Annotated in this window: 13 protein-coding genes and 1 riboswitch; of the genes, 10 read left to right on the forward strand and 3 right to left on the reverse strand. The window is 40.9% G+C overall.

Annotated elements, in window-relative coordinates:
• Positions 1-26: 26 nt before the first annotated feature.
• From BAE31_RS14270 to BAE31_RS14320, 10 genes are all read left to right on the forward strand, one after another.
• Positions 27-1,109: a glycosyl hydrolase family 8 gene (locus BAE31_RS14270; RefSeq protein WP_041106475.1), complete on the forward strand. Its 1,083-nt coding sequence runs from the start codon at positions 27-29 to the stop codon at positions 1,107-1,109.
• Positions 1,090-1,941, forward strand: coding sequence for a diguanylate cyclase domain-containing protein (locus BAE31_RS14275; protein WP_076840759.1), 852 nt, complete (start codon positions 1,090-1,092; stop codon positions 1,939-1,941). The genes BAE31_RS14270 and BAE31_RS14275 overlap by 20 nt, the downstream gene beginning before the upstream one ends.
• Positions 1,931-3,643, forward strand: a complete 1,713-nt coding sequence (locus tag BAE31_RS14280) for a DUF2334 domain-containing protein (protein WP_076840760.1) — start codon at positions 1,931-1,933, stop codon at positions 3,641-3,643. The genes BAE31_RS14275 and BAE31_RS14280 overlap by 11 nt, the downstream gene beginning before the upstream one ends.
• 37 nt (positions 3,644-3,680) lie before the next feature.
• Positions 3,681-4,904 carry a glycosyltransferase family 2 protein gene (locus tag BAE31_RS14285; protein WP_481747485.1) on the forward strand — a complete coding sequence of 408 codons (1,224 nt, stop codon included), beginning with the start codon at positions 3,681-3,683 and terminating at the stop codon, positions 4,902-4,904.
• 4 nt (positions 4,905-4,908) lie between these two features.
• Positions 4,909-6,996: a cellulose biosynthesis cyclic di-GMP-binding regulatory protein BcsB gene (locus BAE31_RS14290; RefSeq protein ID WP_076840762.1), complete on the forward strand. Its 2,088-nt coding sequence runs from the start codon at positions 4,909-4,911 to the stop codon at positions 6,994-6,996.
• 69 nt (positions 6,997-7,065) lie between these two features.
• Positions 7,066-7,210, forward strand: a riboswitch (cyclic di-AMP (ydaO/yuaA leader).
• 112 nt (positions 7,211-7,322) lie between these two features.
• On the forward strand, positions 7,323-9,149 hold the full coding sequence (locus tag BAE31_RS14295) for an APC family permease (protein ID WP_024425576.1): 1,827 nt from the start codon (positions 7,323-7,325) through the stop codon (positions 9,147-9,149).
• Positions 9,150-9,216: 67 nt separating this feature from the next.
• On the forward strand, positions 9,217-10,938 hold the full coding sequence (locus BAE31_RS14300; RefSeq protein WP_041106467.1) for a pyruvate oxidase: 1,722 nt from the start codon (positions 9,217-9,219) through the stop codon (positions 10,936-10,938).
• 192 nt (positions 10,939-11,130) lie between these two features.
• Positions 11,131-12,891, forward strand: a complete 1,761-nt coding sequence (locus BAE31_RS14305; protein WP_083704012.1) for a T7SS effector LXG polymorphic toxin — start codon at positions 11,131-11,133, stop codon at positions 12,889-12,891.
• A gap of 14 nt (positions 12,892-12,905) precedes the next feature.
• Positions 12,906-13,259 (forward strand): hypothetical protein, encoded by a 354-nt coding sequence (locus tag BAE31_RS14315; RefSeq protein ID WP_041107490.1) that lies wholly within the window; start codon positions 12,906-12,908, stop codon positions 13,257-13,259.
• Between the two features lie 240 nt (positions 13,260-13,499).
• A complete protein-coding gene (locus BAE31_RS14320; protein ID WP_041107488.1) occupies positions 13,500-13,724 on the forward strand; it encodes a hypothetical protein in 225 nt (74 codons plus the stop codon).
• Between the two features lie 40 nt (positions 13,725-13,764).
• On the opposite strand, the gene BAE31_RS14325 is transcribed toward BAE31_RS14320, so the two are convergent.
• From BAE31_RS14325 to BAE31_RS14335, 3 genes are all read right to left on the reverse strand, one after another.
• Positions 13,765-14,028, reverse strand: a complete 264-nt coding sequence (locus BAE31_RS14325; RefSeq protein WP_008346966.1) for a hypothetical protein — start codon at positions 14,026-14,028, stop codon at positions 13,765-13,767.
• Positions 14,029-14,126: 98 nt separating this feature from the next.
• Complete coding sequence (locus BAE31_RS14330; RefSeq protein ID WP_041107486.1) at positions 14,127-14,696, reverse strand: GNAT family N-acetyltransferase; 570 nt, start codon at positions 14,694-14,696, stop codon at positions 14,127-14,129.
• 71 nt (positions 14,697-14,767) lie between these two features.
• The gene (locus BAE31_RS14335) at positions 14,768-16,045 is read right to left on the reverse strand and encodes an Nramp family divalent metal transporter (RefSeq protein ID WP_076840763.1); all 1,278 of its coding nucleotides are present in this window, start codon (positions 16,043-16,045) and stop codon (positions 14,768-14,770) included.
• Between the last annotated feature and the right edge of the window lie 151 nt (positions 16,046-16,196).

Genomic DNA, 16,196 nt, shown 5'->3' on the forward strand with positions numbered 1-16,196 from the left:
AGAACGGGAATTGAAAGGGGACACGAATGGATACACCCATACATCGCATAGGTATTGTTTTACTCATTGTTATTCTACTAGGCGGATGTACCTGGAAGCAGCAGAAGGAATCAGCTTATCCAGTATCACCACAGCCTGTATTGCCTGGAGAATATTTTATTACTCATCACCTCATGACAGATCAAGGCATGATTCGCACTTCATTTGCAGAGCAGCACATCTACTTATCTGAATCGCTTGGGCTTTGGATGGATTATCTTGTTCGGAAAAAAGACCAAAATTCGTTTGACCAACAATTTGGTGTCCTGCAAGATGAATTTTTACTAGATCATCATCTTCTCAGCTGGCAAATCGAATCTGATCAAAAAAGTAAGGCCAATGCCTTGGTTGATGATTTACGGGTAGTGGCGGCACTTCAAAAGGCAGATCGTTTATGGAAGAATGCAGCGTATCAAACCACAGCAAAAGAAATCGCACAAGCGTTAAAAGACAAAAATATGTATAGAGGCATCTTGTCCGATTATTATGATGCATCAACAAATCGAACTTCACACACAATCACACTCTCATATTTAGACCCAAAAGCAATCAAAGAATTGGAATCCCTCAAAATATTCACGAAACAAATGACGAGTAACCAATTGACCATTCTAAAACAAGCACCGAGAAAAAAAGGATTCTTTCCTAAATCCTATGACATAAAGAAAAAAGCCTATTCATTTGATCGAGAAATCAATATGATTGATCAACTCTATACGGCTCTACATGCCGATCGTGCAAAGGTGAGTACGTCCGCGATCATGAAATGGCTTAAAACGACTTTTAAAAAAGAAGGAAAGCTGTACGGTAGATATAAACTGAGCACATTGCAGCCAGCAGTGACGTATGAATCGCCTTCTGTATATGCACTGGTCATCTTGTATGCTCTTAAACGAAACGAACCGGAATTCGCAAAAGAGGTGTATGACCGCATGAAAGAATTACAAATTCAAGATCCTCTCAAGGATTATTATGGAGGGTACATGAACGAAAAAGACACACACTCATTTGACAATTTATTGCCTCTCATTGCAGAAAGGGAGCTTTTTAATGAATCGGTTATTCAGTAATACGTATCGTTTATACTATTCTCTGCTCCTCACGTTTGCAGGTCTTATTTTGTTTATGGGCTACCTTGGCGTACATGATGCAGAGAGCTTTTTGATGATTACACTGACTTTTGTCGTGTTAGGATGCGGGATTTTATTTGGCATCTTACCAGCATTAATTTTTACCTTGCTGATGCTGTTCTTTATAGGAAGCGCTATGTTCTTTACAGAGCTTGGCCACACAAACCCTTTATTTTCCAATCAAACATTGCAAGATGTGGTGATTTGGGGCGCAGCCCTCCTCTTTTTCGCGATTTCAGCAGGAAGCTTGCATGAGCGGATCAAGACGATGCGGCAAACCATTGAACAACAAAAGCAGGCGATGAAACAATTTGTGGCGATTGACTCGACCACTGGATTTGACAATGCAGAACGGATGAGGCTGGAATTGTCTGAGGAAATGAAACGGGCAGAACGTTACAAACAGCCATTCGTTTTTATCCTTCTTCACATCCATTATGCAGCAGAATTCAAATCGTTATATGGAGAAAAAGAAATGCAGCACCTATTTCAGCAATTAAGTAACAAGATTCGCGAAAGTGTCAGAGAAACCGATAAGAAATTTCGATTATCTGAAGAACGAATAGGCCTGCTGCTTACTCACACACCCGAAGAAAATGTCTCTGTCGTCCTTGAGAAGCTAAAGGATAAATTGAAAAAGCATGTGCTGTTAAACGGTCGTGAAGTCACCTTGACATTTCATGTCTGTCATTTAACAAGCAGTTCGGAGTATCGCACGCCAGAACAATTTTTAGAAGAACTAGAAAAAGAGATGATGATGAATGAACTTTAATTCTTTAATGAAATGCTGTTTGATGATTGCTCTTTTTTTGATTCTTTCGTTTCAATATATGGCTTCAGCCGACGCTCTTGCCAAGCCAGATACCCTGATCGTTTATTCGACAGAATCAGGAGAAGTGACTCCAGCAGTGCATATGCTGGATCTACTCGCCGGACATTTTTCCCAACAGACGACGATTGTATCTGATGAACATTTGGCTGAAAAGAAGATTAGTGAATTTCAGCAAGTCATCTATCTAGGGGAAATAAAGAGAACCTTACCAAAACAGACCATTCGTGTAATGAACGAAGCACAGAAGATCATAGCCATTGGATACAATGCGGACCAGCTGCGCCCATTTTCCAAGCTTACTTTTCATAAACAAGAACACACGAGTCAAATCAAATATACAGATGATAAAGCATACCGTCAGCTAGAGAAAAGGATCATTGCGTTAACGGTTCAAGGGGCAGACTTGCAAAGGAAATTTCTATTGAAGAAGCATGAAGCTGATCTTCCATTTGTGATTCAAACAAAGGAAGGTGCGGCCTATATTGGACTCTTAAATGTCGTGCAGCACAGCGAGCTTCTTGCAGAAGTGCTAGAAAAACACCTGCCTTCTTCTAATCAGCTGACCACAAAGTACTTAAGGCTTGGGAACATCAGTCCTGTCACTGACGAAAAGAAGCTGCTTGAGCTTGGACAATATGTATCCACTCGGCATATCCCGTTTCTGATAGCGGTAACCCCTGTTTGGGTGGATCGAACAACAGGCGATGAAGTGACACTGAGTGACCGCCCGAAGCTCGTAAAAGTGTTAAAACAATTGCAAAGTAATGGAGCCAGCATTATTCTTCATGGATTTAGCCGTACGTATCGAACAGAGGATTCTGGTCAGGACTTTGAGTTCTGGGATGCAAAGAATGATCAGTCCATTACGTCAAATGACCCAAAAAAAATCGAGAAGAAGCTAAGTGAAAGCCATTTTTCGAATGAAAAAGACTTCCATGCTTATACGAGATCGAATCAGCAGCAAGAAACCATCTATACAGAAGAAAAACTGACAAAAGGCATTGAGTTTCTTGCGCAGCAAGGTCTCTATCCACTGGCATTCGAGGTGCCGCATGATGCCATATCTCAACAAGGCTATGAAGTGATATCAAGGCATGTGTCCAGTCTGTTTGGACAGGTACAGCTGTCGGACCATACTTGGAAAACAGCCGGTGCTCCGCCGTTCGTGACGAAGCCCGCCATGCTTCATGGCATGACCTTATATCCTCAGCAATCAGTAGAGCCAGCGTCTGACCAAGAAGGTTCAAATATTTTAACAGAACAAAAGATTCAATCCATCCAGCATCTTCAATCAGCCGCAATCGGGCTGTCCTATGATGTGGAATCGGGAATAACTGGATTGCAGAATCTGATGACGCTGATGGATGCAATTCCTTCTAGTGAATGGCTGGATTTAAAGAAAACAAAACAAACAGTCCAAACACCACATGTACAAATCAAAACATCAGGGAATGGACATATTCAAGTAGAACAATCCAATAGAGCAGAAACCAAAACAGTTAAACGAAGCGGCATGGAAAATATGCTGCGAATTCTCACAGTCGTGGTGATGCTGTTTATTGCGGCATTTGCTTTTTACACATTGTATTTAAGGCTGACAATGAAAAAACGAATTTTTAAGGAGAGAAAATTAGGTGGCTGATGTCTTATTTTATCTTTCATTAATATTGATTTGGATCATGCTCCTATACCATATGTTTCTCATGCAGGGCGGCTTTCAGCACTACCTGACCTACGAAAAAGTGCTGCCTGAATGGACGAAACAAGGGAAAGAACTGCCGACCGTCAGCATTCTAATTCCTGCTCATAATGAAGAAGTTGTCATTCGGCAAACGCTAAAAGCAATGGTCCAGCTATCCTATCCTAAACATCTCCTTGAAATCATTGTGATTAATGACAATTCCTCTGATGGCACAGGGGACATCGTGCAGTCTTTCTGTGAGCAATATGATCATGTCCATATGATTGAAACGAAGCCGCCATTTGCAGGAAAGGGAAAATCCACTGCACTGAATGAAGGCTTAAAGGCTTCAACAGGAGAAGTTATCTGCGTATACGATGCAGATAACATGCCTGAACAAAAGGCCGTCTATCATTTGGTTCTTGGTTTATTGAATGACCCGAAGGCAGGCGCTGTTGTCGGGAAATTCAGGGTTATCAATGCAGCCAAAAATCTACTAACCAAATTTATTAATATTGAGACCATCTGCTTCCAATGGATGGCGCAGGGCGGAAGATGGAAGTGGTTTGGTATTGCGACAATACCGGGCACCAACTTCGCCATCCGCCGGCACATTTTAGAAGAGCTTGGCGGCTGGGATGTTCATGCGTTGGCTGAGGACACCGAATTAACGATTCGTGTCTATAACCTTGGCTATGTCATTCGATTCTTCCCGGCTGCGATTACATGGGAACAAGAGCCTGAGACGTGGCAGGTCTGGTGGCGGCAAAGAACGCGCTGGGCACGAGGTAATCAATATGTTGTACTCAAATTTTTAAAACAGTTTATGAAGCTGAAACGAAAACGAATGATTTTTGATTTGTTTTATTTCTTCTTTACGTATTTCTTATTTTTCTTCGGTGTCCTGCTCTCAAATGGGATCTTTATCGTGAACCTATTTGTTGACCTTCACTTATCTGTAGGAGCTGTTGCACTGATCCTGTGGGGATTGGCCTTCTTCCTCTTTCTAACAGAAGTGATGATTACACTAAGTATTGAGAAAACAGAGCTCACCAAACAAAATATACTCATTGTGGCGCTCATGTACTTCACTTATTCTCAAGTATGGATTGCGCTAGTCGTGTACTCCTTATGTGTAGAGGCAAAGAGCCGTCTATTCAAACAAGAAGTAAAATGGTACAAAACTGAGCGATACGATCAACAACAAAAGAAAAGCGGGTGACAAATTGAAATCGGTAAAATGGATGATTTTTATATTGATGATATCCCATGCCATTCAGCCTTTTTTCATGGCGGGTCAAGCAATGGCGCAATCAAATCGAGTACAAGTGAAAGATGACTGGATTCGCTCGTCAAAAGGAAGTCAAATAGAAACGCAAGCATTATCAGAAGATGTAGTGACCTTGTATGGACAAGAAGACCGCACTGAATTTTCCTATCAAATAGAGAAAGAAAAAGTAGAGTCTAGCATCCTTACATTGAATATAGAGGCATCACCATTACTCATTTCGCCATCATCGTTCACAGTCATGATTGATGGAGAAATTGAAAAGACCATTCCTGTAACAGGGAAAAACCAAAAGAAGTCGATTCAAATCAAATTGAGCAAATCGCAATTGAAAAAAGGTTCTCATCAAATTCAGCTCGCATTTTATGGCGTGTTAAAAGAAGGTGTGTGTATCAACCAAGAGACACCTGCCAACTGGCTGAAAGTATATCCTGAAAGTGAGCTGGCTTTCAAAGGAACTCAAACGAAAGACGTGACGTTAGACAGCTTCCCTTCACCTTTCATTCAAACTGGTGATCAGAAAGAACAAACAGATATTGTGATTCCAAATTCACCGGAAGCAGCTGAATTAGAAGCGGCTATGAAAGTATACCGTACGTTGAAAAACAAAGACCGCCAAGCAGCCCTCAAAATTGTCCAAGAAAAGGACATCAAGCAAATCGCGCATCCAACCATTGCTGTGGGAGCAAAAGGAAACTGGGATGGACGAGTGAAATCGATCGAGCAAGCTGCAAAAATGAAAACAGCAAGCAATCAGCTCACATTAGCGGTGAGAACCTTGACAGGAAAGAAAAAAGAACAGCCTATTTTATTTGTCACTGCTGAACAGCCAAAAACTATTGCTGAAAAAATCAATGTCCTGACTCAACCAGAACTGACTGGTCAGCTCACTGGTAGCGATTTACTGCTTCAAAAGGTTACGGCTAAAGCATCAAAACCATCTCATCAAATTCGTTTAAAAGATTTCGGTGGAGAGGATGTCACAGTTGGAACCAAAAAGACGTCGTCTGAACATTACTATTATCCGAAGGCATTGATCGCTAATCAAAAATCAGGTGCAAAGCTAAATCTATCATTTAAAAAATCTGATACAGCGAACAAGTCGGAACGCTTAACAGTCATGATGAATAACGAGCCGCACGATGTACCGTTAACAAAACTAGGAAACAAAGATGAGAATGGATTCTATCATGTGTCAATTCCAGTAGATTCACAAGTACTCCAAAAGAACGAATATATTGATTTGCAATTTGTTACTACAGGCTTTAAAAACATGGAATCCTGCAGACATACGGATGAAGAAGGCTGGATTTACATTGATAAGAACAGCTCTCTTCAAATACCAGAAGGTACGACTAGTGATACACCGGATTTAGCCGCATGGCCGCTTCCTTTCACATCAAAAACGCAGCAAGGAAAAACATTGATCATCATGCCAGATCAAATCAAGCAAGAAACGATCAATCAAATGGCGATGCTGACAGAATCTTTTAGTCAGCCGGAAGCTGCCCAATATCATTTGATCAAAGCTTCAAATGTGACAAATGATCAATTGAAAGATCACTCTCTCATTTTCATCGGGGGCATTCAAACGTTCTCTCTTTTAAAAGAAAAGGCAGGCGATCTCATCATTCCAGTGAAAAAGGATCAGTATGATGTATCCTCCTTTGGCATGATCAACGAAACGACTGCTCGAATTGTATGGACGCAGCCATCTGTATGGAATAAAGAACAGACAATGACCGTCTTTTCAGGAATGAATGCAGCTGATGCTGATCTTTCACATGAAGTGCTTCATTTCCTGCAAACCAATACGGAAACGGCAACAGTCGCAATCGAGAGCAGAAACAAAGACATGTTCTCTAATCATCAAACGGTCAGCAGCACAACAAATGATCTCCAAAAAGATGACAAGCAAGGCATCGATAATTCTTGGATTTACTTTGCATGTATCGCTGTGCTGATTATTTTTGTGGTCGGGCTGATTATTTATTTCCTGCGAAAAAACCGCAATAAGACTGATTGATAAACGATCAAAAGACCATGAAAAAATGTCTTTACTTTGGTGTCAAACGGGAGTATGATCTCTTTTATAAAAGACCAATCGCTGAATCATTTCGATGAGCGGGGGAACCATTAGTGGTGCAAGACACCACATGGGGTGAATCCTTTTTAGGTAGGGCAAAGTCTCATGCGCCCGAATCCGTCAGCTAACCTCGTAAGCGTTAAAGAGAGCAAAGACCAACCTGTGATCTAAACAATAGACGCAGGGGCATTCTATTGCCTCTGTGTCTTTTTGGCGATCCATCTTTTGTAACATAAAACGTTTGACACTAAAGGAGCGGGCATCACATGTACAGTTTGATGAAGCGTATTTTAATTGGGAAACCATTAAAATCACAGGCAGCAGGAGAACAAAAACTATCAAAAATCAAAGCATTGGCATTATTGTCATCAGACGCATTGTCATCCGTTGCATACGGTACAGAACAAATCTTGATTGTTCTTTCAGTCGTTAGTGCAGCAGCATTTTGGTACTCACTCCCGATTGCAGGTTGTGTATTAATTCTTTTAATGGCTTTAATTCTATCTTACCGCCAAATTATTTATGCTTATCCAGAAGGCGGAGGGGCCTATGTTGTCTCTAGCAGAAACTTAGGTGAAAAACCAGGACTGGTCGCTGGCGGATCATTGCTTGTAGATTATATTTTGACTGTAGCGGTGAGCATATCAGCGGGTACTGATGCCATCACATCGGCTTTTCCGGCACTATATCCATATCATGTGTTGATTTCAATTGTATTGGTCATCTTGATTATGGTGCTTAACCTTCGTGGATTGACAGAATCAGCATCTATTTTGGCTTATCCCGTATACTTGTTTGTATTATCACTCCTTATACTAATTGGAGTCGGAGGCTTTAAATTATTAACAGGAGGCATCCCGCCAGCACCTGAGCATACAGCGATCGGCACACATGTACCTGGCATTACATTATTTCTTTTATTAAAAGCATTTTCGTCTGGCTGTTCAGCACTGACTGGGGTAGAAGCCATTTCAAATACCATTCCATCTTTTAAAAAACCAGCTGCACAAAATGCAGCGAGAACATTATTGATGATGGGTGGATTACTAGCTGTTTTATTTGTGGGTGTAACATTGCTTGCGTTTGGTTTTGGCATCTCACCAAAGCCAGAAGAAACGGTTGTATCACAAATTGCATCAGATACATTTGGACGTACATTTTTCTATTATGTCATTCAGGCTGTCACAGCTTTAATCTTGATATTAGCGGCAAACACCGGTTTTTCCGCCTTTCCTTTATTGGCGGTCAACTTAGCAAAGGATAAATATATGCCGCGCATGTTTACTGTAAGAGGGGATCGACTCGGTTACTCTAATGGCATTATCTTTTTAGGTGTAGCTTCTATGCTGCTCATTTGGTTGTTTGATGGGAAAACGGAACACCTCATTCCGCTATATGCTGTCGGTGTATTTATTCCATTTACGTTGTCACAGACCGGTATGTGTGTAAAGTGGATTCGTGAAAAACCGCAGGGCTGGAAAACGAAAATGCCTATCAATATAGTCGGAGCACTGATTTCTTTCACCGTTCTCATGATTCTCATTTTGACCAAGTTCCATCTTGTATGGCCAGTATTTGTTTTCATGCCAATTGTGCTATTGATCTTTCATTCCATTAAAAAGCATTATCTGTCTGTTGGAGAACAATTGCGTTTAATGAATGAAACAGAGCCTGTTGAGATAAAAGGAAATGTGGTCATCGTGCCAATAGCAGGAGTAACACGTGTCGTCGAGCAATCTGTTCAATATGCAAAATCCTTATCAGAGCAAGTCATAGCAGTTCATGTATCTTTTGATAAAGAAAAAGATAAGAAAATTGAAGCGGATTGGGAAAAACTGAACAGCGGTGTGCGGCTTGTGATATTGCATTCGTCTTATCGAAGTCTTATTCATCCGCTTGATAAATTTCTTGAAACGGTTGAGGCAAAAGCAAATGCGCATCAATATAAAGTGATGGTGCTTGTGCCTCAATTTATCCCGAAAAAAAGATGGCATACGATCTTGCATAACCAATCTGCCTTTTTATTAAGGTTCCGTCTATTATGGAAACGGGATATTGTGGTCGCCACCCTTCCATATCATTTTAAAAAGTAGCAGCAAGTTGAAACGTTTGATCAAAAGGGTGCGGTGGTATGGAGTAAGAAAAAAGGAGTTTTCTCACATGCCGCAAAGAACCGCAGGAAAAGAAGTAACAGCGCTACTGGAAGAGTGGGGCGTAAAACATATTTATGGAATGCCCGGCGACAGCATAAACGAATTGATTGAAGAGCTTAGGCATGAATCAAGCCAAATACAATTTATACAAACGAGACATGAAGAAGTGGCGGCACTCTCAGCGGCGGCTGATGCCAAACTAACAGGTAAGCTCGGTGTCTGCTTATCCATCGCTGGACCGGGTGCTGTCCACTTATTAAATGGACTATACGATGCAAAAGCAGATGGCGCACCCGTTTTAGCAATTGCAGGGCAGGTTGCCTCGAATGAAGTAGGAAGAGACACATTTCAAGAAATCAAATTAGAGCGGATGTTTGACGACGTCGCTGTCTTTAATCAGCAGGTACAAACAGCAGAAGCTCTGCCTGATTTATTGAATCAAGCCATTAAAGCAGCTTATACCCATAAAGGGGTGGCTGTTCTCACCGTATCAGATGACTTATTTTCTCAAAAAATTAAGCGTAAGCCTGTTTATACATCTCCTCTTTATGTTGAGGGAGAGGTACGGCCAAAGAAAGATCAACTGCTAAAGGCAGCACAGCTAATTAACAATGCGAAGAAGCCAGTCATCTTAGCAGGTAAAGGATTACGAAATGCAAAAGAAGAGCTTCTTTCATTTGCAGAAAAGGCTGCTGCACCTATTGTCATCACACTTCCTGCAAAAGGGGTTGTACCAGACAGGCATCCATACTTTTTAGGAAACCTAGGTCAAATTGGAACGAAGCCAGCTTATGAAGCGATGGAAGAGTGTGATCTCTTAATTATGCTTGGAACTTCCTTTCCGTATAGAGACTACTTACCAGAGGACACACCTGCCATTCAACTGGATATTAAACCAGATCAAATCGGTAAAAGATATCCAGTAGACGTAGGAATCGTGAGTGACAGCAAGAGTGGTTTGCAGGAACTGACCTCCTACATTGAATATAAAGAGCAGCGTGGTTTCCTTGAAGCTTGTACAGAGCATATGATGAAATGGCGAGAAGAAATGGATAAGGAAAAATCCGTTGCCACATCACCGCTTAAACCGCAGCAAGTCATTGCTAGACTAGAAGAAGCAGTTGAAGACGACGCCATTCTTTCTGTTGATGTAGGGAATGTAACCGTATGGATGGCACGACATTTCGAAATGAAACAGCAGGATTTCATCATCTCCAGCTGGCTTGCCACAATGGGCTGTGGTTTGCCTGGAGCGATCTCTGCTAAGTTAAATGAACCGAATCGTCAAGCGGTTGCTGTCTGCGGCGATGGTGGCTTCACAATGGTCATGCAAGACTTTGTGACAGCGGTAAAATATAAACTGCCGATCGTTGTTGTGATCTTAAACAACAACAACCTTGGAATGATCGAATATGAACAACAGGTAAAAGGAAACATCAATTATGGTATAGAGCTGGAAGATATTGATTTTGCTAAGTTCGCAGAAGCATGCGGCGGCAAAGGAATCTCCGTGTCATCACATGAAGAACTAGCTCCAGCTTTTAGTGAAGCCCTTCAATCTGATAAACCCGTCATTATTGATGTTGCTGTCACCAATGAACCGCCGTTACCTGGGAAAATTACGTACACACAAGCAGCCGGTTTTAGTAAGTACTTACTGAAAAAATTCTTCGAAAAAGGCGAGCTGGATATCCCTCCACTCAAGAAAAGTTTAAAACGCTTTTTCTAAACAAAATGTAGTCGGTCCTCTCAAAAGAGGACTGACTTTTTTGTGATGAAAGAAAAAATCTTTCAATTATCACTTGTTTTATTTCCTCTAAAAATATATGGAAATTATTTTTGTAACTTAAAGCCTATTTTTCCAATTCGCTGAGAAAGGTAAAATAGACTTTATGATCAATAATGGAGGGAGTGACTTCTTCTGGGCAAGATACTTGATGCAAAAGCACTAACAAGTGCCATGGACACAAGGGCAAAACACTACCAGGAACTCCGCGAACAAATGGTAGATTTAAAAAAGGCAATACAAGGTGTGGCCAATCTCGGTGATGATTTCACTGGGAAAGGTGCAGATAATATTAAAAGTTTCTATAAAGAGCTTGCTGGAAATGTAGACATGTTTATTAGCTTCATTGATAAACAAAAAGCCTTTCATGAAGGTGTTTCTGGGACACTGGATGATACGAGCTTTGGCGGCGATACCTTTGTAGAAGAACATTTTTTAGATAACGCAGTACATATGGGCATCAAGAATGCCAAAAGCATTGTGAAGGATCAAAAAAAGGCACTCAAAACGATTTTTCAAGACATTGATGACCTCATTTCTCTAGAGGTATTTGATAGTCAAACCTTTGATGAAAAAATAGAGGATGCGGAAGATGAACGAAAAAAGACGGTCAAAGAACTAAGAGAGCTTGATCAAAATTTAAAAGATGAATATGCTTTGTCAGAGACGGAACAGCAAGCTACAATGGCATTGTATGCTGAAATGATCAATGCGACAAATGACGGAAAAGCGATTTCGCCTATGAATTTTGATAAGAAAGCGTATCAAAATAGCGACATCTACAAGGCAAAGAGCGATATTGAGAAGCAAACTTCTGAATATCTGAAAATCAAAAAAGAACAAGAAGAAGCCCGTGAGATCGCAAAAGAACAAGAAGCCCTCGCCAACCGTCCTTGGTATGAAAAAGCCCTAGATTATGGCGGAAATATTGTCAATGAACTAACAGGTGTGAACGATGCAAAACGTGCCGCAACAGGCGTCGATCCAATCACAGGGGAGGAACTCACCGCAGGCCAGCGAGTCGCTGCAGGAGGAATGGCTGCAGCCGGCTACATCCCTATCGTCGGCTGGGCAGGACGCATTTTCAAAGGCGGGAAAGCAGTCTATAAAACGACCCAAGCCACATCAGCCGCAGTCAGGGCAGTCGACATTTACAAGACATCACAAAAATCCTTTGACGCCCTGAAAACATCGCAAAAAGGTTTATATGGACTCACCGCCACCAACGGCTTCAGCGAAGCGATCACAGGCCGAGATATGTTTGGAAACAAGATCTCAAAAGAACAGCAGGAAGCGAGTATGAACGCGGCTCTGGGGATGCTTTTGCCGTTTGGGGCTAAAGGGTTTCATGGGAAGATGGGGATTAAGAGTACAGAAAAAACTTTGAGTAATAAAAAAGTAGCAGTAGGTGAAGAAATTATTGCTCAGAGGGTACAGAAAGTAGAATTAGATTTAACTACAAAAGTTACACCTTACAAATCGTTAAGTCGGAATCAGCAGAAGAAAATAAAGGAAAAGATTGAAAATCGTACTGTTACAAAGGAAGAGTATAAACGATATCAATGGGATAAAAGATTCTCCAAAAGAAGGGCTGCAGGGGTTACTGAATTCTGGAAACAAGAAAAGAAAAGAATTTTAGATGGAGAATCTACAACAAGGAATTGGACTAATGAACAAAAACAAGAGATTTTAAAAAGCAAAAAACCACAATATAATGGGAAATCCATTATCGGACACCATACTTACAATGCTATGAATTATCCACATATCAGTAATAGAGGAGAATTAATTTATCCTGTGACTGGAAGAGAACATTTAAAGGGTTGGCATGGAGGAAGTTATAGCAAAAATGCACCTGGTAGACCTGTTAATCCAGATTATTTAGAGGAATTTTAATAGGGAGGAAAAATATGAGTAAGATAGCTATTAAGATAAGCTCAAAAGGTCCAATTAATAAATATGTATTACCTTTAAGAAAGTACACCGGTTTAGGAATTACAGATATAAAAAGTGGGATTGAAAACAAGGACTTTTTTTCCGAAACGGATGCAAATGATATTGATAGTATGGAAAGTTTAAAGGAATTAGTTGATGCTTTACTGAATTTGGGAGCGGATGTGAAAATCTTTGATAGTGATGAATATGGTGAAGGAATATTTAATTATCAAGAAATTTCTTACGATGAATTGATCAATAGTATTGAGCGATTAAAAGAAATAATGGAAGAATTACAGGATTACGACGATGCTATATCTGATGAGTGAAAGTGAACAATTAATAAAAGAATAATGAATGGAGCTTTGCCAGTAAAAGAACCTATGTAATTTTAACGTCTAAATGATGACATAAAAACTAAAAGATTACGATACTATGTTAACCTTGATTTTTTTACGAAATATCAAGGTTTTTTAAACTGAAAATGCACTTGCAAACTCAATCACCCACTCATAATTGGAAATTACATGTTAAACTAATCCAATCACCACAAAAAAGGAGCTAAAACCATGCTATGGATTTTCACACAAAACCAGCAAAGTTTCGTTCATGTCCACGAAATCACAGTAGCCGGCAAAAAGATTGAAGGGATGATCGCAGGAAGCGATACTTGGGTCAAGACTCTCGGTAAGTATGACTCAAATGATCGTGCAGCAGAGGTCCTTCAAGACATTGTGAAAACGATTGAAGCCAATCAAGATGCCACTGTGACTTACAGAATGCCAAATCAATAAAAAAGAAACCACCTTTCCATTGCGAAAAGGTGGTTTTTGTTTATGATGGTGTTTTTGTAAAGGCTAAAAATAAAGGAATGCCTGTGCCGACAAGGGTTGTGGCAAATAGGAACATACCGCAAATGAATAGAAAATGGCTGGCTGAAAAGACAAGTGCCAAAATGAGAAAAACGATGCTGAGTCCTGCCATGCTATATGATGGGACAAAGCGGCGTTTGTAGGTGGCTTTCTTTGTTAAGAATGAGAAGAAAATGCCAAATAATAAAGGGACAATCCATAAGTAAAATAAAATAATGAGAGACATACTTCATACCTCGATTTTTCCTTCTATTTTATCAGATGCTGATCGCAATCGATACTACAAAGCTTCACTTTGTAAAATAATTCATGCAATCGACACAATTACGTGGGCTGATTCATAGAATGCGTTTTTTCTTTCATATATTCAGGCTGCAAAAGGGCGTATACACAATGATCCGTAAAGCGGTCGCCCAGCCATTCACATTGTCTCAAAATGCCTTCAAGCGAAAAGGATAATCGCTCTGCGATGCGTCTGCTCTTCAGGTTATCGACAGCAGCCCTAATTTCAATGCGGTGCAGTCCACATTCTTCAAATAAATAACGAATGACTGCTTTGCACGCTTTTGTCATGATGCCTTTTCCTTGATAGCCTTCTCCGAGCCAATAGCCAATTGAAACAGTCCTGTCGATCCAATGAATTTGGTGGGTGCCGATGATCCCGACAAGCTCTCCATGTGACCAGATGCCCGCTTGAAAACCGTTGTTCTGCAAGGCTTGCTGCATTGCGCCTTGAATGAACGCCATGCTGTCTTCCTCTGTTTTCGTTGAATCCACCCAAAGCATCCATTCACGTAAATGCTCTCTTGACCGCTGGATGAGCAAATATAGACTTCGTGCGTCTCTTGGCTCAAGCAGCCGCATGGCTATCTCTTGATCCTGATAAAAAAACATGTGCCCACATCCTCTCAGGGGAATTTTACCATAACCATATGAAAAGAAAAAGACAGCATCACTACTGTCTTTTACATAAACGTATCCACAATTAAAAAGAGATTGAGTGCGACAACGAGAGCTGCTATCACCCAAGATATTCCTGTTACCCACCGGGCATTCGTTAATTCGCCCATAATTCGTTTTTTACTTGTAAATAAAATGAGCGGAATTAAAGCAAAGGCAATACCAAAGGATAAGACCACCTGACTCATCACAAGTGCGGATGTCGGATTCACCCCAGATGCAATGATCACAATAGGGGGAATCATGGTAATCAGCCGGCGGACATACAGTGGAATGCGGTATTGAATAAAACCCTGCATAATGATATCGCCTGACAATGTACCGACAGAAGAGCTTGATAGTCCGGCTACAAGCAGGCCTACACCAAATAAGATAGCTGATACAGGACCTGCGAGTGTGCTAAAATGCTGGAACGCAACATCCAGATCTTCAACAAAGAGACCATTTTTATAAAATAGAGCGGCTGCCACAATCAACATACTGGCATTGATGGCTCCAGCAACTAGCATCGCAATGAGGATATCTAAAAACTCAAAGCGGAAAATCTGTTTTTTCTCCTTTTCCGTTCTGCCGACGACTCTTCTTTGGGTTAATGCTGAATGTAAATAGATCGCGTGCGGCATTACAGTGGCACCTAAAATTCCAGCTGCGAGCAGTACACTATCTGCGCCATCAAATTTTGGAATGAAAAGCCCGCCTGCGACACTTGCCATATCAGGCTTGGCGACAAAGGTTTGCACAGCGAAAGCGATCACGACAACGAACAGCATGCCGGTGATGCCGGCTTCTAATGCGCGATATCCCCGTCTTTGCAATTCTAAAATCGCAAATGATCCGATGGCTGCAATAATAGATGCTTCAAGCAAAGGAATCCGAAAGAGCAAGTATAAACCAAGTGCCGCTCCAATAAACTCAGCTAAATCTGTGGCAATAATAACGAGTTCGCCCTGAATCCATAAACCGATAGAGACGGGTTTCGAAAACTCTTCACGTGTGATTTCAGGTAAGTTTTTCCCTGTCGCTATTCCAAGCTTTGCGGATAAGGATTGGATGAGCAACGCCATAAGATTTGATATAAGAATGACCCATAAGAGAAGATATCCATATTTAGAGCCAGCTGCAATGTTGGTGGCAAAATTCCCTGGATCAATATATGCAATGGCAGCGATAAAAGCAGGGCCTAGAAAAGGAAGAAGCCTTCTAAATCCTTTGACCTTACCTTCAAGTGCACGCTCAGCTGCCGCTGACATGTGTGCCTGTGCCTCGATGTATTTGTTTGTCATATGTCATCACCTAGATTCTACAAAGTTTTGCTTGGGCACAAAAAGTTTCCTTCATGCAATTTTTAATCATCATATGCCCATCCTCATGAAAAGTCAACTATCTGAACTAATAGGTTTGTTTATCATATGTAAGTGAAAAAAATAGATACCT

Source organism: Bacillus sp. I-2 (assembly GCF_001974945.1).
Taxonomy (GTDB): domain Bacteria; phylum Bacillota; class Bacilli; order Bacillales; family Bacillaceae; genus Bacillus; species Bacillus safensis.